The organism is Bradyrhizobium sp. 172, from assembly GCF_023101065.1.
GTDB lineage: Bacteria > Pseudomonadota > Alphaproteobacteria > Rhizobiales > Xanthobacteraceae > Bradyrhizobium > Bradyrhizobium canariense_D.
Window position 1 is genome coordinate 3512284 of record NZ_CP064701.1, and the last position, 17467, is coordinate 3529750.

Annotated in this window: 20 protein-coding genes; 9 read left to right on the forward strand and 11 right to left on the reverse strand. The window is 66.1% G+C overall.

Annotation, left to right across the window (positions count from 1 at the left end; translation table 11 throughout):
• Positions 1 to 14: 14 nt before the first annotated feature.
• Both IVB07_RS16940 and IVB07_RS16945 read right to left on the reverse strand, forming a co-directional pair.
• Positions 15 to 569 carry a flavodoxin family protein gene (locus IVB07_RS16940; RefSeq protein WP_085395633.1) on the reverse strand — a complete coding sequence of 185 codons (555 nt, stop codon included), beginning with the start codon at positions 567 to 569 and terminating at the stop codon, positions 15 to 17.
• Between the two features lie 212 nt (positions 570 to 781).
• Positions 782 to 1252, reverse strand: coding sequence for a helix-turn-helix domain-containing protein (locus IVB07_RS16945; RefSeq protein ID WP_204511390.1), 471 nt, complete (start codon positions 1250 to 1252; stop codon positions 782 to 784).
• 121 nt (positions 1253 to 1373) lie between these two features.
• Between IVB07_RS16945 and IVB07_RS16950 the strand changes: the two genes are divergently transcribed.
• Positions 1374 to 2147 carry an SDR family oxidoreductase gene (locus IVB07_RS16950; protein ID WP_166517487.1) on the forward strand — a complete coding sequence of 258 codons (774 nt, stop codon included), beginning with the start codon at positions 1374 to 1376 and terminating at the stop codon, positions 2145 to 2147.
• Between the two features lie 177 nt (positions 2148 to 2324).
• Positions 2325 to 2507, forward strand: coding sequence for a hypothetical protein (locus IVB07_RS16955; protein WP_018458328.1), 183 nt, complete (start codon positions 2325 to 2327; stop codon positions 2505 to 2507).
• Between the two features lie 70 nt (positions 2508 to 2577).
• Here the strand turns inward: IVB07_RS16955 and IVB07_RS16960 are convergent, their stop codons facing one another.
• A complete protein-coding gene (locus tag IVB07_RS16960; RefSeq protein ID WP_018458327.1) occupies positions 2578 to 3186 on the reverse strand; it encodes an FMN-dependent NADH-azoreductase in 609 nt (202 codons plus the stop codon).
• Positions 3187 to 3269: 83 nt separating this feature from the next.
• On the opposite strand from IVB07_RS16960, the gene IVB07_RS16965 reads away from it, so the two are divergent.
• The gene (locus IVB07_RS16965) at positions 3270 to 3680 is read left to right on the forward strand and encodes a helix-turn-helix domain-containing protein (RefSeq protein ID WP_018458326.1); all 411 of its coding nucleotides are present in this window, start codon (positions 3270 to 3272) and stop codon (positions 3678 to 3680) included.
• Here the strand turns inward: IVB07_RS16965 and dprA are convergent.
• Positions 3677 to 4819 carry a DNA-processing protein DprA gene (dprA, locus tag IVB07_RS16970; protein WP_204511389.1) on the reverse strand — a complete coding sequence of 381 codons (1143 nt, stop codon included), beginning with the start codon at positions 4817 to 4819 and terminating at the stop codon, positions 3677 to 3679. The genes IVB07_RS16965 and dprA overlap by 4 nt on opposite strands.
• Before the next feature lie 91 nt (positions 4820 to 4910).
• On the opposite strand from dprA, the gene IVB07_RS16975 reads away from it, so the two are divergent.
• Positions 4911 to 6155 carry an amidase gene (locus IVB07_RS16975; protein ID WP_247338480.1) on the forward strand — a complete coding sequence of 415 codons (1245 nt, stop codon included), beginning with the start codon at positions 4911 to 4913 and terminating at the stop codon, positions 6153 to 6155.
• On the opposite strand, the gene IVB07_RS16980 is transcribed toward IVB07_RS16975, so the two are convergent.
• From IVB07_RS16980 to IVB07_RS16995, 4 genes are all read right to left on the reverse strand, one after another.
• A complete protein-coding gene (locus IVB07_RS16980; RefSeq protein WP_247338481.1) occupies positions 6147 to 7355 on the reverse strand; it encodes a patatin-like phospholipase family protein in 1209 nt (402 codons plus the stop codon). The two genes, IVB07_RS16975 and IVB07_RS16980, sit on opposite strands and share 9 nt — an antisense overlap.
• A gap of 144 nt (positions 7356 to 7499) precedes the next feature.
• The gene (gene plsY / locus IVB07_RS16985) at positions 7500 to 8096 is read right to left on the reverse strand and encodes a glycerol-3-phosphate 1-O-acyltransferase PlsY (RefSeq protein WP_247362548.1); all 597 of its coding nucleotides are present in this window, start codon (positions 8094 to 8096) and stop codon (positions 7500 to 7502) included.
• A gap of 32 nt (positions 8097 to 8128) precedes the next feature.
• Positions 8129 to 9436, reverse strand: coding sequence for a dihydroorotase (locus IVB07_RS16990; RefSeq protein WP_198959261.1), 1308 nt, complete (start codon positions 9434 to 9436; stop codon positions 8129 to 8131).
• Complete coding sequence (locus IVB07_RS16995) at positions 9436 to 10383, reverse strand: aspartate carbamoyltransferase catalytic subunit (RefSeq protein ID WP_007603315.1); 948 nt, start codon at positions 10381 to 10383, stop codon at positions 9436 to 9438. Before IVB07_RS16995 ends, IVB07_RS16990 begins: the two co-directional genes overlap by 1 nt.
• A gap of 226 nt (positions 10384 to 10609) precedes the next feature.
• On the opposite strand from IVB07_RS16995, the gene IVB07_RS17000 reads away from it, so the two are divergent.
• The 3 genes from IVB07_RS17000 to IVB07_RS17010 are packed head-to-tail and all read left to right on the forward strand — an operon-like array spanning position 10610 to position 13832.
• Positions 10610 to 11380, forward strand: coding sequence for a M15 family metallopeptidase (locus IVB07_RS17000; RefSeq protein ID WP_247767758.1), 771 nt, complete (start codon positions 10610 to 10612; stop codon positions 11378 to 11380).
• A 20-nt stretch (positions 11381 to 11400) separates the two neighbouring features.
• Entirely contained in the window at positions 11401 to 13044 is a 1644-nt protein-coding gene (locus tag IVB07_RS17005; RefSeq protein ID WP_247362550.1) for an acyl-CoA dehydrogenase family protein, read from the forward strand.
• Positions 13045 to 13067: 23 nt separating this feature from the next.
• On the forward strand, positions 13068 to 13832 hold the full coding sequence (locus tag IVB07_RS17010) for a type II CAAX endopeptidase family protein (RefSeq protein WP_247364690.1): 765 nt from the start codon (positions 13068 to 13070) through the stop codon (positions 13830 to 13832).
• Here IVB07_RS17010 and IVB07_RS17015 read toward each other — a convergent pair.
• Together IVB07_RS17015 and ruvX are read right to left on the reverse strand one after the other, a co-directional pair.
• Positions 13829 to 14752 (reverse strand): AEC family transporter, encoded by a 924-nt coding sequence (locus IVB07_RS17015; RefSeq protein WP_247338486.1) that lies wholly within the window; start codon positions 14750 to 14752, stop codon positions 13829 to 13831. The two genes, IVB07_RS17010 and IVB07_RS17015, sit on opposite strands and share 4 nt — an antisense overlap.
• Before the next feature lie 3 nt (positions 14753 to 14755).
• Positions 14756 to 15247 carry a Holliday junction resolvase RuvX gene (ruvX, locus tag IVB07_RS17020; protein ID WP_007603328.1) on the reverse strand — a complete coding sequence of 164 codons (492 nt, stop codon included), beginning with the start codon at positions 15245 to 15247 and terminating at the stop codon, positions 14756 to 14758.
• A gap of 46 nt (positions 15248 to 15293) precedes the next feature.
• Here ruvX and IVB07_RS17025 point away from each other — a divergent pair, with 46 nt between their 5' ends.
• A complete protein-coding gene (locus tag IVB07_RS17025) occupies positions 15294 to 15509 on the forward strand; it encodes a hypothetical protein (protein WP_247338487.1) in 216 nt (71 codons plus the stop codon).
• Here the strand turns inward: IVB07_RS17025 and IVB07_RS17030 are convergent.
• Entirely contained in the window at positions 15496 to 16386 is an 891-nt protein-coding gene (locus IVB07_RS17030; RefSeq protein WP_247767759.1) for a LysR family transcriptional regulator, read from the reverse strand. The genes IVB07_RS17025 and IVB07_RS17030 overlap by 14 nt on opposite strands.
• 95 nt (positions 16387 to 16481) lie before the next feature.
• On the opposite strand from IVB07_RS17030, the gene IVB07_RS17035 reads away from it, so the two are divergent.
• Positions 16482 to 17456: a nitronate monooxygenase gene (locus tag IVB07_RS17035; RefSeq protein ID WP_247362555.1), complete on the forward strand. Its 975-nt coding sequence runs from the start codon at positions 16482 to 16484 to the stop codon at positions 17454 to 17456.
• Positions 17457 to 17467 lie beyond the last annotated feature (11 nt).

The window sequence follows — 17467 nt, forward strand, 5'->3', positions numbered from 1 at the left end:
CAACGACGGTGCGGTTAGCCGTTGCGGCTTGCCATTTTGGCCAATCGCAGGCCGAGATATGCGGCCGTGCCGAGGTCGCTCTCCGGCAACGAGCCGTCAATCAAGTGTGTTGCCAGACCAAGCTGGCTGCCCAAACGATTGCGGCCGCTCGGATCCTCGCCACCGGGAATATCCAGTCCGCACCAGAGCATGCCGTGCTGCGCGGCCAGAATGGAAAAGTAGGACAGTGTGTGGAGTTGATCGCCGCTTGCGCAGGCGCCCGTGGTGAACCCGGCTGCGATCTTGTTGGCCCAGCGCTGCTGGCTCCATCGATCACTTGAAGCATCGGCAAACGCTTTGAATTGAGCGGCTGGCCCGCCCATATAGGTCGGGCTGCCAAACGCAACTGCGTCGGCGCCATCGATCGTCTCCAGTAAGCTCTCATTCTGAAAGCGGCCTGACACGATGTCGCCGCCGGTGATGCGACACAGCGTGACCTGCGCTTTGCCATCTGCTCCGCGCGCAACCGCATGCGCCAGCTTCTCGGTGGTGCCCGAGATGGAAAAATAGGTGATGGCGAGCAGGGGCATGGTGGTGCCAGTTTGGTGGGACCTCGCCATCTTTGACGCTGTCGATGGCTTGTACAAGTCCGCCACGCCATATTGCGAGTTGGGACGCTCGGGTACATGCCGACCCGCCTTCGATGAAAGTGGGTCAACCTGCGGAGCAATCGCGGGCTGTCGTAGCCGCGAAGACCGAGCGGAATCGGTCGCCAGGACGACGTTGAAGAGACAGCGCACCGCTATCCCGCTGACCGTCGCCGCGGCGCAGGCCGCGGCTTCAGCGAGGTGTCCGCGAGGCTGAGCAATCGCCCGTCCTCCGCGCGCAGTTCGAGCTTCTTCACCGGTCGGCCTTTCTCGCGATCGACCAGGATGGTCGCGATCTCCGACGGGCGATCGTCGAAATCCTCGCCCCATTGGCGCAGCGCTACCAACACCGGGAAGACGCCGCGGCCTTTCGGCGTCAGCACATATTCCTCGTAAGGGCTGCCGTCGGAGGCGGGGGCCGTGGTCAGGATGCCGTGATCGACCAGCGCGCGCAGCCGCGTCGACAAGATGTTCTTGGCCATGCCGAGCTTGCTCTGAAACTCACCGAAGCGGCGCAGCCCAAACAGCGCCTCGCGGATGATCAGCAGGGACCACCGGTCGCCGATCGCCTCCAGCGATCGCGCGATCGGGCAGGCGTCCCCCTCGAAGCTCGTCCGTTTCACCATGATCTGGTCCTTTCGCGATCGCACGGTCCTGTCACCGTTCACGCGCTCTTGTGGTTGCATCTTAAAACCAGGTGGCCTAGATGGCAATCGTAGTTTTATGATGAAACCACTGGAGGCGAACGTGAGACTGAAGAACAAGACGGCCCTGATCACCGGCGGCAATAGCGGCATTGGACTGGCAACGGCAAAGCTGTTCGTGGCCGAGGGCGCCAAGGTGGTGATCACCGGGCGCAACAAGGAGACGCTCGAGGCGGCCGCGAAGGAGCTCGGGCCGAACGCGCTCGCGCTCGCCGCCGACGCCACCGACATTGCCGCGACCGAATCTGCGATCAAGAAGGGCGCCGAAAAGTTCGGCAAGTTCGACATCCTGTTCGCCAATGCCGGCATCGCCGGCGGTACGCCGCTGGGGTCGGCCACGCTGGAGGTCTTCGAGAAGGTCATCAGCACCAATCTGACCGGCGTGTTCTTCACCGTTCAGTCCGCGCTGCCTTATCTCAACGACAATGCTTCCATCGTCCTCAACGGCTCGGTGATCTCCGTGCTCGGCATTCCCGGCTATTCGGCCTATGGCGCCGCCAAGGCCGGCGTGCGGGCGATGGCGCGGATCATGGCCTCGGAGCTCTCGCCGCGGGGCATTCGCGTCAACGTGGTCGCGCCCGGTGCGATCCGCACGCCGATCTGGGGACCCGCGACCGCGACGCCCGAAGCCGAGAAGGCGTTCGAGAAGCGGATCGCGCTGACGACGCCGCTGGGGCGCATTGGTGAAACAGATCACGTCGCCAAGACTGTGCTGTTCCTCGCCTCCGACGATTCCGCGCATGTGCAGGGCCAGGAAATCTTCGTCGATGGCGGCGCGGTTGCCTCTCCGAGCGGCGCGCCGATCTATCGCGGCTGATCAATCTTGGTGCAAATTGAATCGGTCGGCGCAGCGGCGAGCGGTTGCGCCGGCCGGTTCCCACGTCTCGCGAGCTGTATTTTCTGAACGTTGCGGGAGGCATTGAACCTTCGCTTGCGCTGCCAAGACACTTTTACGGGCAGGGGGTCACGAAGACTCATTTCAAGGGAGCCCGATATGCCAAAGGCAGCTCGTATTATTTCCCCGATTTCAGCACCGCGTATTTACACCGAAAACTCCGCCGTTCCTGCCAAGCGTTCCGACACCTCCGAGTTCGTCGGGGTCGCTCTTTTCTCCGGCATCGGCCTGTTCGTTTCCCTCGTCGCCGTCATCCTGGGCATTCAGGGCGCCTGGTTTTAGCTTCGCCGATCGCGCACCGGTCGATCAGCCGCCGCAAGCGATGTTGCGGCGGCTGATGATGTGCGCGTTATCAGGCCGCGCGGAGGGCGGTCGCCGCCTCGAGCGCGCTTGCGAGCGACTTCTCGCGATGCTCCGGGCCGACCTGGATTCCGTCGGCGCTGATGAATTCGGGATGATGAATCCCCATGAAACCGAACACGCCACGCAGATAGCTTTCGAGGTGCTCCAGCGACGCGGCGGGCGAGCCCGCGCCGTAATAGCCCCCGCGCGAAACCGCGAAGATTACGCGCTTGCCGCCGGCAAGGCCCTGCGGGCCGTTGGCCCCATAGCTGAACGTCTTCCCCGCCACCAGGACCCGGTCGATCCAGGCCTTGAGCTGGCTCGGAATGGTGAAATTGTACATGGGCGCGCCGATCACGACGATGTCGGCGGCAAGAAACTCGTCCAGCGCGGCCTTGCTGGCGGCGAGATCGGGGCCGAGCTCCGCCGGCGCAGGCGCGCCTTGCGCGGCCGCCAGATGCGAGCCGGAGAGATGGGCGAGCGGGCTCTGCGTCAGGTCGCGATAGACGATGTCGAGCGATGGCGTCGCCTGCCTGAGACGGTCGACGATGGCGGCGGAGACTTGCCGCGAAACGGAGTGGGGGCCGAGCACGCTGGAGTCGATGTGGAGGAGTTTCATTCGGGATCACCCTGGTATAAGTTTGTAACCAGAGCTACATGAGTGACTATCGAAATCCCCGCAAGAACGCACCTTTTTGAGCCATGGGCACATCCCTGAAACCTGCGCACATCGATTTGCCCGCCTCACCAAGGCCGGATCCCAACCATGCGGACTGCCGCGGCGTCGCCTCGATCCTCGCGCGCGTCGGCGACAAATGGAGCGTGTTCGTCATCATGATGCTAAGTGACGGGCCCAAGCGCTTTAACGAGCTCAAGCGCATGATCAATGGCATTTCGCAGCGGATGCTGACCTTGACGCTGCGCGGGCTCGAGCGTGACGGCCTGGTCACACGCACGATCTTCCCGACCATTCCGCCGCGGGTGGATTACGAGCTGACCGATCTCGGCCGGGGACTGCAGCAGCCGGTAAAGGCACTCGGCGAATGGGCGATCACGCATCAGCAGCAGATCGCCGCGGCGCGTACGCGCTTCGACGAGCGGACCACTCCTTAAAGCAGCGAGACCAAGCCACCGCCGTGGCGTTCGAGCCGGCCGGCGAGCTCGAGTTCCAAGAGCACGGTACGCACGATGGCCGGCGAGGCGCCGGACATCCGCACGAGATCGTCAATCGTGACAGGGGCAGGGCCGAGCAGGCCGGTGATCTGGTCGCGGTCGTGCCCTTGAGGATCGCTCTCGAACGGCTCGCTGTCGGGCTCGCGCGCGGTACGCATCAGCGGCCGCTCCATGATCGGTGCGACCGCGTTGACGACGTCGGCCGCTTCGGTGACGAGCGTCGCGCCCTGCTTGATCAGATCGTTGGTGCCGGCGGCGCGCGGGTCGAGCGGCGAGCCCGGCACGGCGAACACTTCGCGACCCTGTTCGGCGGCCATGCGCGCGGTGATCAGCGAGCCCGAGCGGTGCGCCGCCTCCACCACGACCACGCCGAGCGCGGCGCCCGAGATCAGCCGGTTGCGGCGGGGAAAGTCGCGGGCGCGCGGCTCGTGGCCGAGCGGCATCTCGGAGATCGCGGCACCCTTGCGGTCGAGGATCGAGGCCAGCAGATCGCCGTGCTCCGGCGGATAGATGCAGTCATGTCCGCCGGCGAGCACGGCTATGGTGCCGCTCTCGAGGCTGGCGCGGTGCGCGGCCTGGTCGACCCCGCGGGCAAGGCCGGAGATGACGACAAAGCCGGCTTCGCCAAGCTCGCGGGCGAGCTGACCGGCGAATTTCAAGCCTGCGCCGGATGCGTTGCGCGAGCCGACGATCGCGATCATCGGTCGCGTCAGCGTTGCATTGTCGCCGCGTACGGCGAGCAGCGGCGGCGCATCGTCGAGCGTTGCCAGCCGCGCCGGATAACCGTCCTCACCGGGCGCGAGCCAGGCAATTCCGAACTTGCGGCTCGCGGCGAGCTCGGCTTTCGCCTCGTCGGCGCTGCAGATGCGCGCCGATCGTTGCGCGCCGCCGCGGCGTGCGAGATCCGGCAGCCGCTCCAGCGCCGCGCGCGCCGAGCCGAAATGCTCGACCAGCGACCGGAACGTGCGCGGCCCGACATTGTCGGACCGGATCAGCCGCAGGCGGTCGATCCTGTCGGCTTCGGTCAGCTCTACACTTGGATTGATGGCGTCCACGGCGGCTCCTTGCAGGGACAGCATGGAACAACCTGAGGGCGTGGGCAACAGTGACGTACGCTTGCGCGACCTTGCCCCGATGCTAAAAGCGATCCCAATAAGAAGGGTATTGCCCATGATCTCACTCGCCGACCTCCAGCGCCGCATCGAAGCGGGCGAGCTTTCGCCCGAGGCCGCCATCGCGCAATCGCATGCAGCCATCGAGGCGCGGGAGAAGGACGTCCATGCCTTCGTCCGTCACGACAGCTCCGCGAAGGCGCAAGCTTCTGGCCCGTTGCGCGGTATCGCGGTCGGGATCAAGGACATCATCGACACCGCCGATTTCCCGACCGAGATGGGATCATCGATCTATCGCGGCTGGCAGCCGCGCGCGGACGCGCCTGTGGTGATGATGCTGAAGCGGGCGGGCGCCACCATCATCGGCAAGACCACGACCACGGCATTCGCCTCGCGCGATCCGACCCCGACGCTCAATCCGCATAACCTCGGGCATACGCCGGGCGGCTCGTCCTCGGGCTCGGCCGCGGCCGTCGGTGCCGGCATGATTCCGCTGGCGCTGGGTACCCAGACCGGCGGCTCGGTGATCCGGCCCGCCGCCTATTGCGGCACCGCCGCGATCAAGCCTTCGTTCCGCATGCTGCCGACGGTCGGCGTCAAATGCTATTCGTGGGCGCTCGACACCGTCGGTCTGTTCGGCGCCCGCGCGGAAGATCTCGCGCGCGGACTGCTGGCAATGACCGGCCGCACCGAATTCGCCGGCATCGTCCCGGCGAAGGCGCCGCGCATCGGCGTTATCAGGCAGGAGTTTGCCGGCGCCGTGGAGCCGGCCGCCGAGGAGGGGCTGCAGGCCGCGATCAAGGCGGCGACGCGGGCTGGCGCCAGCGTGCAGACCATCGATCTGCCGCAGGCGGTGCAGGAGGCCTGGCGCATCCACCCTGTGATTCAGGACTTCGAGGCGCATCGCGCGCTCGCCTGGGAATTTTCCGAACGCCACGACGAGATCGCGCCGATGCTGCGCGCCAGTCTCGATGCGACGGTCGGTCTCACACCCAAGGACTACGACGACGCACGCCGGATCAGCCGCCACGGCCGCCGCGAGATTGGCGAATTGTTCGAGGGGTTCGACGCGCTGCTGACCTATTCGGCGCCGGGCACGGCGCCGGCCAAGGAGCTCGCGAGCACCGGCGACCCCCGCTACAACAGGCTCTGGACGCTGATGGGCAACCCTTGCGTCAACGTGCCGGTGCTCAAGGCCAATGGCCTGCCGATCGGCGTGCAGGTGATCGCGCGCTTCGGCAACGACGCGCATGCGCTGGCGACGGCGTGGTTCCTGGAGCAGGCGCTGGCGAAATCAGGCTAGCGCAGGTTCGAGAGCGACGATGCGCTGGCCGGATGCGGCCGGCGCTGCGCTGTGATCTGGACCTTGCTTGAGCCAGCGCCCGGCAGCCTCGCGGCCGCTCCGGTGCAGCGCGCGAATGAAGCCGCGGCCGAGATCGGTCGATGAGCGCTGCGCCAGGCCGTCCACGAAATCTTCCGCGGCGATCCTGGAGAGCCGCAACGACGATGCGGCCTGCGATTGCGCCCATTCGATCGCCGCGATCTCGGCATTGAGGGCGGCGTTGGCCGCGATCTGATCCAGCCTGCGGTCGATCGCGGCGAGCGTGATCGGCACGTAGCTGTCGCGCGCCGGCGTGGCCTGGACGAGCAGGATTTCGGCGCTCGTCGTGTCCTGCACGAGCCGCAGCAGGGGCGGATTGCCGCCGAGGCCGCCATCCCAATAAGCCTCGCCGTCGATCTCGACCGCGCAATGAACCAGCGGTGGACAGGTCGAGGCCAGCGCGACGTCGGCGGTGATCACGTCGTTGCGGAAGATCTGCTGCTGCCCGTCGCGGATCCGGGTCGCCGCGATCAGAAGCTTCGGGCAGCGCGGGTCGCGCAAGGCGGAAAAATTGATGTCGCGCGACAGCGCCTGCCGCAGCGGATCGAGATCGAACGGATCGAACTGGCCGGAGCGCAGCGTCGGGCCGAACGCGACCGAGCTTCCCGCCGGCGAGAAGCCGCCGATCAGCATCAGCGATCGGAACGAGGCTTCGTGCATCAGCCGGATCCAGAACCGGTTCAGCCGCGCGCGGGCGCCTTCACGGCCGCCCTCGGCGAAACCGGACGCGAGCAACAGCGCGTTGATGGCGCCGGCACTGGCGCCGCTGATGGTGTCGATCGCGATCGATGGCTCTTCCAGCAGCCGCTCCAGCACGCCCCAGGTGAAAGCAGCGAAGGTGCCGCCGCCCTGAAGCGCCAGCGACAATTTTCGCGGCGGCCATTGCCGCGGGGTCCGATCGTGCGTGACGGGCGCTGCAGTTAGGATTTCGGCTGGTTTCCCCGCTTCCACGATCGGATCGGGCTCGCGCGGTGGAGGTGGGACGGAAGCAGGCGCTGGAGCGACAAGCGGCGAGGGCGCACCAGACCAGATGTCCGTCGTCGAGAGTAGCCGGCTTGCCGCGGTGCAGGCAGCACCTCGCAAATCGCCATCGTCTTGCGCGCTGACAATCTTCTCGCTCATTCTGAGCAACCGCGTAGAGCCATGCCCACGTCAGGGCCAAGCCAGGAACCCGTTCGTCCATACAGCCGTGATTCGGCTGCAAGTTGCGAACACCATTTGAGATATAATGCAGAAGGGGTGCCGCGGTATCCGTGGATTCCCGGCTTATGTCTTCTCGCCGATCCGGCTTTCCTTGCCCGATTGCAGCCGCTTGATGTTCTCGCGATGGGCGTAGAACAGCAGCAGCGTCAGCACCGCGGCCATCGCTGCTAGTGCGAGATGGCCAAACCACCACAGGAACAGCGGCGTGATGAAGGACGCCACCAGCGCAGAGAGCGAGGAATAGCGGGTGGTGAAGGCGGTCGCGAGCCATAGCAGGCAGAACACCAGCGCGGCCGGCCAGAACAGCCCGAGCAGAATGCCGATATAGACGGCGACACCCTTGCCGCCGCGGAACTTGAGCCAGACCGGGAGGAGATGGCCGAGGAAGGCGCCGAGCCCGGCCAGCATCGCGGCGTTGGGACCGGCGATGTAGCCGGCGATCACCACGGCCACGGTGCCCTTGAGCGCGTCGAACAGCAGGGTCGCGGCGGCAAGGCCCTTGCGCCCCGTGCGCAGCACGTTCGTGGCGCCGATGCTGCCGGAGCCGATCGACCGCAGATCCTGCGTGCCGCCGAGCCTGGTCAGGATCAGCCCGAACGGAATCGAGCCGAGCAGGTAGCCGATGACGAAAGCGACCGGCAGAAACAGTTCAAGCGCCATGTCTGCAAATTCCCTGGCTGCAGCTCCGCACGTCAGACATGCTCGTACACTGTCCGTCCGCCGACAATGGTGCGCACCACGCGGCCTGTAAAGCGGGCCTCGTCGAACGGCGTGTTCTTGCAGGGCGATTTGAGGTCGGCGGGATCGACCACCCAGGGCACATCGGGGTCGATCACGATGACGTCGGCGGGGCTGCCCGTGCGCAGGGTTCCGCCAGGCAATCCCAAAATCTCGGCCGGCCGGGTCGACATCGCCCGGATCAGCGTCTTGAGGTCCAATTCGTCATTGTGCACGAGGCGCAGGCCCGCCGGGAGCATGGTCTCCAGCCCGATGGCGCCGGGGGCTGCTTCTGCGAAAGGCAGGCGCTTGACCTCGACGTCCTGCGGGTTGTGGTCGGACATGATGACGTCGACGAGGCCGGAGGCGACGGCGGCGACCAGCGCGCGGCGGTCGTCCTCGGTGCGCAGCGGCGGCGACAGCTTCAGGAACGAACGGTAAGGGCCGATGTCGTTCTCGTTCAGCGCAAGGTGGTTGATCGAGGCTGAGGCCGTCACGGCAAGGCCGGCGTCGCGGGCGCGCTTGAGCACGTCGAGCGACTCGATGCAGGTTAGCGACGCCGCGTGATAGCGGCCGCCGGTGAGCGCGACCAGGCGCATGTCGCGCTCCAGCATCACGGCTTCCGCCGCGTTCGGGATGCCCATCAGGCCGAGCCGCGAGGCGAACTCGCCCTCGTTCATCACGCCTTCGCCGACGAGATCGCGATCCTCGGTGTAGTGCACGATCAACGCGTCGAAATCGCGCGCGTAGGTCAAGGCGCGGCGCATCACCTGCGCATTGCTCACGCTCTTGTCGCAGTCGCTGAAGGCGATCGCGCCTGCTGCCTTGAGGAGGCCGAACTCGGTCATCTCCTCGCCGTGCATTCCCTTGGTCAGCGCCGCCATCGGCTGGATGTTGACGATCGCGGTGTCACGGGCGCGACGCATCACGAAGTCGACGGTCGCCGAGTTGTCGATCACCGGCAAGGTATCGGGCTGGCAGATGATGGTGGTGATGCCGCCGGTCGCAGCCGCCTGGCTCGCGGACGCAAAGGTCTCGCGATGGCTGAAGCCGGGCTCGCCGACGAAGGCGCGCATGTCGATCAGGCCGGGGGCGACGATCTTGCCGGCGCAGTTGACGACGTCGGTGCCCTCGGGGACGCCGGCAGCGCCAATGCCGCGGCGGGTCTCCCGGATGATGCCGTCGGCAATCAGGACATCGCCGGGGCCATCGAAATCCCTGCTGGGGTCGACGAGGCGGGCATTGGCAAGCAGGATGGGTCGGCGGTCGGTCAACATGAGCATCACGCGTTCGGCAGGTTGCGGGCGAGCGCTTCCAGCACCGCCATGCGCACGGCCACGCCCATCTCCACCTGTTCGCGGATCAGGGACTGCGCGCCGTCCGCGACCGCGGTGTCGATTTCGACGCCGCGGTTCATGGGGCCGGGATGCATGACAAGGGCGTCTGGCTTGGCGTAGGCGAGCTTCTTCTGGTCCAGCCCGAAATAATGGAAATACTCGGAGGTCGACGGCACGAAGGAGCCGTTCATGCGCTCGCGCTGGAGCCGCAACATCATGACGATGTCGGCGCCGTTGAGCCCCTCGCGCATGTCGCGCGCGACCTCGACGCCCATCCGCTCGATGCCGGGCGGCAGCAGTGTGGAGGGGCCGACGACGCGGACGCGGGCGCCCATCGCGTTGAGCAGGATGATGTTGGAGCGGGCCACGCGCGAATGCAGCACGTCACCGCAGATCGCGACGACTAGGCCCTCAAGCCGGCCCTTGTTGCGGCGGATGGTCAGCGCGTCGAGCAGGGCTTGTGTCGGATGCTCATGCGCGCCGTCGCCGGCATTGATCACGGAACCGTCGACCTTGCGGGCCAGCAGTTCCACCGCGCCGGAGGCGTGATGGCGCACCACCAGGATATCCGGGTGCATGGCGTTGAGCGTCATGGCGGTGTCGACCAGCGTCTCGCCCTTTTTGATGGACGAGGAGGACACCGACATGTTCATGACGTCGGCGCCCAGCCGTTTGCCGGCGAGCTCGAACGACGATTGGGTCCGGGTGGAAGCCTCGAAGAAGAGGTTCACCTGCGTCCGTCCACGCAGGACGGTGCGCTTCTTGTCAACCTGGCGGTTGAGCTCGACATATTCTTCGGACAGGTCGAGGAGGCCGGTGATGTCGGCCGCGGAAAGGCCCTCGATGCCCAGCAAATGCCGGTGGCCGAGGACGAAGGTCGATTTCGATGTCATTAAAGCGAGAGCTATAGGCGGGGATGGCCGGGGGGGCAAGGGCCAAAGCCCGGGCGGGGAGTTATCCCCCGATCTGTCGGTCTTATCGCTGGCGTGAGCTGTCCCCGTCTTCTCCGTCATGCCCGGGCCGAAGCGCGAAGCGCGTCTTCGCGCTAGACGTCCCGGGCATCCACGTTCTTAAGGTGCTGTCGCAGAAAAGGCGTGGATGGCCGGGACAAGCCCGGCCATGACGAAGGGGAGATTTCCGCTGAAAACAACTCTAACAGCGCTCTTGGTCGCGGCTTTTGTTTCCGGGGCCCACGCCCAATCGCTTCCCGGCGGTTTCGTCTATTTGCACGACATCGAGCCCAGCATCATCCAGGACATCCGCTACGCCACCTCGAACAATTTCGTCGGCCGTCCGCTCGCCGGCTACGGGGCCGGCGAGTGCGTGGTGAAGCGGGAGGTTGGGCTGCGGCTGAAGGCGGTCCAGCAGGAACTGGCGGCGCAAAATCTCTCACTGAAAATGTTCGACTGCTACCGGCCGGCGCGGGCCTCGCTCGACATGGTCAGGTGGTCGCAGAACGGCCACGAGACGGCCGCCGAGCGGCGCTACAATCCCAAAATTCCCAAGACCGAGCTGTTCCGCCTCGGCTACATCGCAAGCCGCTCGCAGCATTCGACGGGCGCAGCGCTCGATCTCACGCTGGTCGATCTCAACGCCGACAATTCAGGCAAATACGACCCGTCAAAGACCTACGCGGACTGCACGGCACCGGTCGAGGCGCGATTGCCGGAGGGCAGCGTCGACATGGCCACCGGCTATGACTGCACCGACGTGAAAGGGCATACCGCCGCACCAACGATCAGTCCGGATCAGCGCGCCTGGCGCAAGCGGCTGGTGGCTGCGATGGCAAGGCAAGGCTTTGTGAACTATGCAAAGGAGTGGTGGCACTTTTCGCTGCCGGGAGCGGGCGGTGCGCCGTATGATTTCCCGATCCAGCCGCGGCGGAACTGATTCCGCGCCGAGGACACGAGATGACCCAGCCCAGCTTCGCGACCCACGAGGTCTTCAACCAGTCGCCGCCGTTCGAGGACGCCGATCTCTTCGCCGTGGATCAGCCGCTGGTCGCGGCGGTCAGGGCCAATGGCGCTGCGGCGGCGGAACCGGAGCTCTCGGAGTTCGGCAAGCATTGGGGCTCGGCTGCGATGGCCGATCGGGGGCGCGTCGCGAACGAGAACACGCCGAAGCTGCGCACCTTCGATGCCAAGGGCAATCGGCGCGACCAGGTCGAGTTTCATCCGGCCTATCACGAGCTGATGGCTCACAGCGCCCGTGCCGGCGTGCACAATTCGACTTGGACTGCGGATGGAAGACCCGCGGGCGATGCCGCAGAGGTCATCCGCGCGGCAAAATTCTACATGGCCTCGCAGGTCGAGACCGGCCATCTCTGCCCGATCACGATGACGCGCGCCTCCGTTGCGGCGCTGGCGATGCAGCCTGATCTGCGCGCCAAGGTCATGCCGGTGCTGTCGACGAAAAGCTACGATCCCAGCTTCGCGCCGTGGTGGGAGAAGCGCGGTATGACGCTCGGCATGGGCATGACCGAGAAGCAGGGCGGTACCGACGTGCGCGCCAACATGACGCGCGCGGTGCGCGAGGGAGGCGCCTACCGTATCACCGGCCACAAATGGTTCATGTCGGCGCCGATGTGCGATGCCTTCCTGGTGCTGGCTCAGGCGGACCAGGGACTGACCTGTTTCTTCATGCCGCGCTTCGCGCCGGATGGTTCGGTGAACGCGATCCAGTTCCAGCGGCTGAAGGACAAGCTCGGCAACCGCTCCAACGCGTCATCCGAGGTTGAGTTCGTCGGTGCCTATGCGGAAGCCGTCGGCGATGAGGGCAAGGGCATCCGTACCATCATCCAGATGGTGCAAATGACGCGGCAGGATTGCGCGATCGCCTCGGTCGGCCTGATGCGCTCGGGGCTCGCCCACGCGCTGCATCACACCCGGCACCGCAGCGTGTTCCAGAAACATCTCGCCGATCAGCCGCTGATGCAGGCGGTACTCTCGGACATGGCGCTGCATGTGGAGGCGAGCACGGCTGTGGTGATGCGGCTCTGCCGCGCCTTCGATCGGACGCCGCTCGATCCGGCGGAGGCCGCCTACATGCGGCTGCTGACGCCTGCGATCAAATACTGGACCTGCAAGAGCGCGCCGCCGTTTCTCTACGAAGCTATGGAATGCCTCGGCGGCAACGGCTATGTCGAGGACGGCATTCTGGCGCGGCACTACCGGGAGTCGCCGGTCAACGCGATCTGGGAGGGCTCGGGCAACGTCATGTGTCTCGACGTGCTGCGCGCGCTCTCGCGCGAGCCGGAGGCAGCGGTATCGGTCCTGCAAGCGCTTGCTGCCGAGACCAAAGGTCTGCCAGGGGCAGGCGAGACTGCGGGATTCATCGGCAAGACCTTCGGCCGCCCGGACGGCGAGCGCGTAGCGCGCCTTGCGGTCGAGAAGCTGGCGCTGCTTGCGGCCGCCGCCGCGCTCAACGGCGTGTCACCGCGTCAAGCAGAACTGTTCGCTGCCACGCGCCTCGCCACGAACCACGCCAGCATGTACGGCGCGGTCGAGCTCGAGAGCGGCGACGTGCGCACGCTGCTGGAGCGGGCGCTGCCGTGAGCCTGCCAAACGAAAGCCTCCTGATGGACTCCCTCAATCCCGATCTGCCGCCGCTCACCGAGACGCCGGCGCCGCCGCGAGTCTGGAAGTTCTGGGGCACGGCGCTGTGGGGCATCGCCATCTTCGCAGCCATGTTCGTCGGGCAGATCGGGGCCATCGTCTATCTGGTCTGGGTCGCCCGTGACCCAATCGACCTCGCATCGATGCAGCACATCGGTCGCGAGCCGGCGTCGCTCGCGTTTTCGGTCACGATGGGCCTGCCGGCGACGCTGGCCGCCGTGTGGCTGGCCATCCGCATCAAGAAGGCCTCCTTCGTCGACTATCTCGCGTTCTATTGGCCGTCCTGGAAGCAACTCCTGTTCGGCGCCGTCGGGCTGATCCTGATCGTGGTCGCCTGGGAGACGATGTCGCGGAGTCTGGGCCGCGAGGCGACGCCGGGCTTCATGACCGACCTGTTGAAATCCGGTCGCGACAAGGGCGCGGCGCTGATGCTGCTGTTCGCCTTCAGCGTGGCCGCTCCGATGTCCGAAGAGGTCCTCGCCCGCGGCTTTCTGTTTCGCGGCTGGTCGGCGAGCTTCCTGCGCGTGCGCGGCGCCATCATCCTGTCGTCGCTGGTGTGGACGGTCGTGCATCTACAATACGACCTGTACTTCCTCGCCGAGGTCTTCTCCATCGGCCTGTGGTTCGGCTACATGCGCTACCGCAGCAGCTCGCTCTGGCTCACGATCGTGCTGCACGCGCTTAACAATCTGACGGCAGTGGTGCTGACGATGTGGCTGGGGAGTTAGGCCACCAGCGCGATCGCGATCGGCATGGTGATCGCCGCCAAAATCGTCTGCAGCGTGATGATCTGCGCCAGCAGCGGTGCATCGCCGCCCATCTGGCGGGCCAGCACGTAGGCGCTGGTCGAGGTCGGCACCGCGGCGCAGATCGCGACGATCGCAAGGCTGTCGCCGGACAGTCCGAACCAGACGGCGAGCCCCAGCGCGACCATCGGCATCAGCACCAGCTTGAACACCACGCCGATAGCGGCACCCGTGCTGGGGCGGAGCAGGCCTTCAAGATGCAGTCCGGCGCCGGTGACGAGCAGGCCGATGGCGAGCGAGGAGCGGCCGAGTGCGTCTGCCACCTCATGCCAGATCTTCGGCAGCGGCAGGTGGATGACGTTGACGACGAGCCCGATCACGCAGGCCCAGATCAGGGGATTGCGGACAACCGTCATGACAACGGTGCGCGCGGATTGCTTCTTCGGCGCTGCGTAGTGGGCGAGCACCGCGACGCTGAGGACGTTGACCAGCGGAATGATCGCCACCATCGCGACGGAGGCGAGCGCCAGCCCGACCTCGCCGAACATATTGGCGGAGACGGACAGCGCCACATAGGTCTGCCAGCGGATCGCGCCCTGGAAGATCGAGGTGAAGGCGGGGCCGTCGATATCGAGCCGCGACAGGGCCGGGCGGAGCGCGAGGCAGAGCAGCGACATCGCGAGCGCCGAGAGCAGCAGCGCGCCGCCGACGCCTGCGACCGGGACCTTGGACAGGTCGGCCTTCACCAGCGTCTGGATCAGCAGCATCGGAAACAGCACGAAATAGGTCAGCCGCTCCAGCCCGTTCCATTGCGTATCGAGCCGCATCAGGGTGCGCTTCAGCACCACGCCGAGCACGATCAGAATAAAGACGGGGAGGAGCGCCGCGATCACGACGGCCATGGATCAGTCAGGCCCCGGGGCTGCGCGCAGATTGGCGAGGCGGTCGAGCGCGCCTTGCAGGATGAAGATCGCGGCGTGCTCGTCGATCACTTCGGCGCGCTTGGCGCGGCTGACATCCATGCCGATCAGCTCGCGCTCGACCGCGGCGGTCGACAGGCGCTCGTCCCAGAGGCCGATGGGCAGCGCGGTCAGACCGGCGAGGTTGCGGGCAAACGCCCGGGTCGATTGCGCGCGCGGGCCCTCGCTGCCGTCCATGTTGATGGGCAGGCCGAGCACGAAGCCGACGGCCTTGCGTTCACTGGCGATCGCGAGCAGCCGGGCGGCATCCTGCTTGAACGCCTTGCGCTGGATCGTTTCGACGCCGGTCGCTAACCGGCGGTCTGGATTGGAGACGGCAACGCCAATTGTCTTGGTGCCGAGATCAAGGCCGACCAACCCGCCGCGTTCGGGCCAGTGGGTTGCAGCATCGACGAGAGGCAGGATAAGAGCCGGCATGGTGTTAGCGCATATCACGCGTCGCGCTACGGAGTGAACCCGGAACATGGATGCGCTGACATTATTCGGCTTGTTCGCCGTGACAGCGATGCTGGTCGCTTACGCCCTGGAAGACCGCAGCCACTGGTTCGTGCTGACGTTCGCAATGGCCTGCGTGCTCGGTTCGGCTTACGGCTTCCTGCAAGGAGCCTGGCCGTTTGGCGTGGTCGAGGCGATCTGGGCCGTCGTGGCGCTGCGGCGCTGGCATCTCAGGCCGCGATGACGTCGTCGTCTTGCTTCAGGCAGGCGGCAAATCCGTTCAGTGCACTGGTTTGATGTCCGGCACGACGCTGGATGAAGAGCGTCTCGACCTGCGCGTGCGAATGGCTCAGCGCGTGGATCGAGACGCTGCCGTTGATCGCACTGCGTTCGACCACGGCGCGCGGCAGCAGTGTCACGCCCATGTCGGCGGCGACACAGCCGATCATGCCGTCGAGCGTGCCGAGTTCGAAGCGTGCGGCTGACGGCCAGCCGAGCTCGACAAAGATCTGTTCCAGCCGCTGCCGGTAGGTGCAGCCGGTGCGGAACGTCAGTGCGGTCGGGCCCGACTCCGGCGTGCCGGCGCGCAGCTCGGCGAGCGTGGCCCAGCGCCGCGCACTGACCAGCACCAGCTCTTCGCGGAACGCGCTTGTCGCGGTAAGATCGGAATGCACGATCGGACCTGCGACGAAGGCGCCGTCGAGCGTGCCTTCGAGCACGCAGGCGACGAGGTCGGCGGTGGGCGCGGTGCGCAGGGTCAGCCGGACGGCGGGAAAGCGGCGATGATAATCGGCCAACAGCGGCGGCAGCCGCACCGCTGCGGTCGTTTCCATCGAGCCGATCGCGAGCGGTCCCTTGGGCTCGCCGTCGTCGCAGGCCGCGAGCACGGCCTCGCGCGCTAGTGCGGACATCCGTTGCGCGTAGGGCAAAAGGCGCTTGCCCGCGCCGGTCAGGGTCATGCCGCGGCTGTGCCGTTCGAACAGCGGCGTGCCGATCTCGGCTTCCAGTGCCTTCACGCGCTGGGTGACGTTCGACTGCACCGTGTTGAGCTCTTCCGCCGCGCGGGTGATCCCCCCGGTCCGGGCGACGGCAGCGAAGGTCTGGAGGTCGCTGAGTTCCATAATATCGTTTCTCTTTTGAGATGGCAGCGTTCGTAAGAAATCAATTTTGGAGAATGGTATTCTAGACTAATATTCGTGTCGAGAGCGGAGGAGCCATGCCGATCACCACGCCGCTGACCCAGCTCCTGGGGATCAAGCATCCGATCCTGCTGGCTCCAATGGACACGATCGCCGGCAGCCGGCTGACACGGGCTGTCAGCGAGGCCGGCGGCTTCGGGATCCTGGGTGGTGGCTACGGCGATCAGGAACGGCTCGAGGCCGAGACCAGGCAACTAAGCGGCTTTGCTTCGTTCGGTATCGGCTTCATCACGTGGAGCCTGGCAAGACAGCCAAGACTTCTCGACATCGCACTCGACGCCAATCCGCAAGCGATCATGCTGTCATTCGGCGATCCTGCACAATTTGCAGCGCGCATCAGGGCGTGCGGGGCGCGCTTGATCTGCCAGGTGCAGAGCGAGGACATGGCGAAGCAGGCACTGGATGCCGGTGCGGACATCCTGATCGCGCAGGGTACCGAAGCCGGCGGTCACGGCGCATCGCGCACAACCGTCGATATCGTACCTGCGATCGTCGATCTCACGGCCGGGCGCGTGCCGGTGGTTGCCGCCGGCGGAATTGCCGATGGTCGCGGGCTCGCCGCGATGATGATGCTGGGCGCCTCCGGCGTGCTGATCGGCACGCGCTTCTATGCGAGCGTGGAGGCCAATGGCGCGGAGGAAGCCAAGCAGCGCATTCGCGACGCTGATCCCAATGACACGGTGCGCGGCGTCATCGTCGACTGGTCACGCAGCCTGTTCTGGCCGGCCCCGTTCACCGCGCGAACGCTGGTCAACGATCATATCAGGCGCTGGACCGGCCGCGAGGTCGAGCTGATGCAGCGCGCCGCCGAGGTGACCGTCGAATATGCCGCGGCAAGGGCCGCGGGCAATTTCGAGGTCGCCGCGGTCTTTGCCGGCGAGGCCGTCGGCCTGATCCATGATATTCCGTCCGCCGCCGAAATCGTCGAACGGATCGCGACCGAGGCCGAGCAACTGCTAACCAGCCGGCGTAATTCCAGCGTGTCCGCCTAAACTGCGAGAGA

Excerpts from the sequence above, each read along its gene's own strand:
- IVB07_RS16940 (WP_085395633.1), bottom strand. The coding sequence starts at position 569 with ATGCCCCTGCTCGCCATCACCTATTTTTCCATCTCGGGCACCACCGAG.
- IVB07_RS16945 (WP_204511390.1), bottom strand. The coding sequence starts at position 1,252 with ATGGTGAAACGGACGAGCTTCGAGGGGGACGCCTGCCCGATCGCGCGA.
- IVB07_RS16955 (WP_018458328.1), top strand. The coding sequence starts at position 2,325 with ATGCCAAAGGCAGCTCGTATTATTTCCCCGATTTCAGCACCGCGTATT.
- IVB07_RS16960 (WP_018458327.1), bottom strand. The coding sequence starts at position 3,186 with ATGAAACTCCTCCACATCGACTCCAGCGTGCTCGGCCCCCACTCCGTT.
- IVB07_RS16965 (WP_018458326.1), top strand. The coding sequence starts at position 3,270 with ATGGGCACATCCCTGAAACCTGCGCACATCGATTTGCCCGCCTCACCA.
- dprA (WP_204511389.1), bottom strand. The coding sequence starts at position 4,819 with ATGCTGTCCCTGCAAGGAGCCGCCGTGGACGCCATCAATCCAAGTGTA.
- IVB07_RS16975 (WP_247338480.1), top strand. The coding sequence starts at position 4,911 with ATGATCTCACTCGCCGACCTCCAGCGCCGCATCGAAGCGGGCGAGCTT.
- IVB07_RS16980 (WP_247338481.1), bottom strand. The coding sequence starts at position 7,355 with ATGAGCGAGAAGATTGTCAGCGCGCAAGACGATGGCGATTTGCGAGGT.
- plsY (WP_247362548.1), bottom strand. The coding sequence starts at position 8,096 with ATGGCGCTTGAACTGTTTCTGCCGGTCGCTTTCGTCATCGGCTACCTG.
- IVB07_RS16990 (WP_198959261.1), bottom strand. The coding sequence starts at position 9,436 with ATGCTCATGTTGACCGACCGCCGACCCATCCTGCTTGCCAATGCCCGC.
- IVB07_RS16995 (WP_007603315.1), bottom strand. The coding sequence starts at position 10,383 with ATGACATCGAAATCGACCTTCGTCCTCGGCCACCGGCATTTGCTGGGC.
- IVB07_RS17000 (WP_247767758.1), top strand. The coding sequence starts at position 10,610 with ATGACGAAGGGGAGATTTCCGCTGAAAACAACTCTAACAGCGCTCTTG.
- IVB07_RS17005 (WP_247362550.1), top strand. The coding sequence starts at position 11,401 with ATGACCCAGCCCAGCTTCGCGACCCACGAGGTCTTCAACCAGTCGCCG.
- IVB07_RS17010 (WP_247364690.1), top strand. The coding sequence starts at position 13,068 with ATGGACTCCCTCAATCCCGATCTGCCGCCGCTCACCGAGACGCCGGCG.
- IVB07_RS17015 (WP_247338486.1), bottom strand. The coding sequence starts at position 14,752 with ATGGCCGTCGTGATCGCGGCGCTCCTCCCCGTCTTTATTCTGATCGTG.
- ruvX (WP_007603328.1), bottom strand. The coding sequence starts at position 15,247 with ATGCCGGCTCTTATCCTGCCTCTCGTCGATGCTGCAACCCACTGGCCC.
- IVB07_RS17025 (WP_247338487.1), top strand. The coding sequence starts at position 15,294 with ATGGATGCGCTGACATTATTCGGCTTGTTCGCCGTGACAGCGATGCTG.
- IVB07_RS17030 (WP_247767759.1), bottom strand. The coding sequence starts at position 16,386 with ATGGAACTCAGCGACCTCCAGACCTTCGCTGCCGTCGCCCGGACCGGG.
- IVB07_RS17035 (WP_247362555.1), top strand. The coding sequence starts at position 16,482 with ATGCCGATCACCACGCCGCTGACCCAGCTCCTGGGGATCAAGCATCCG.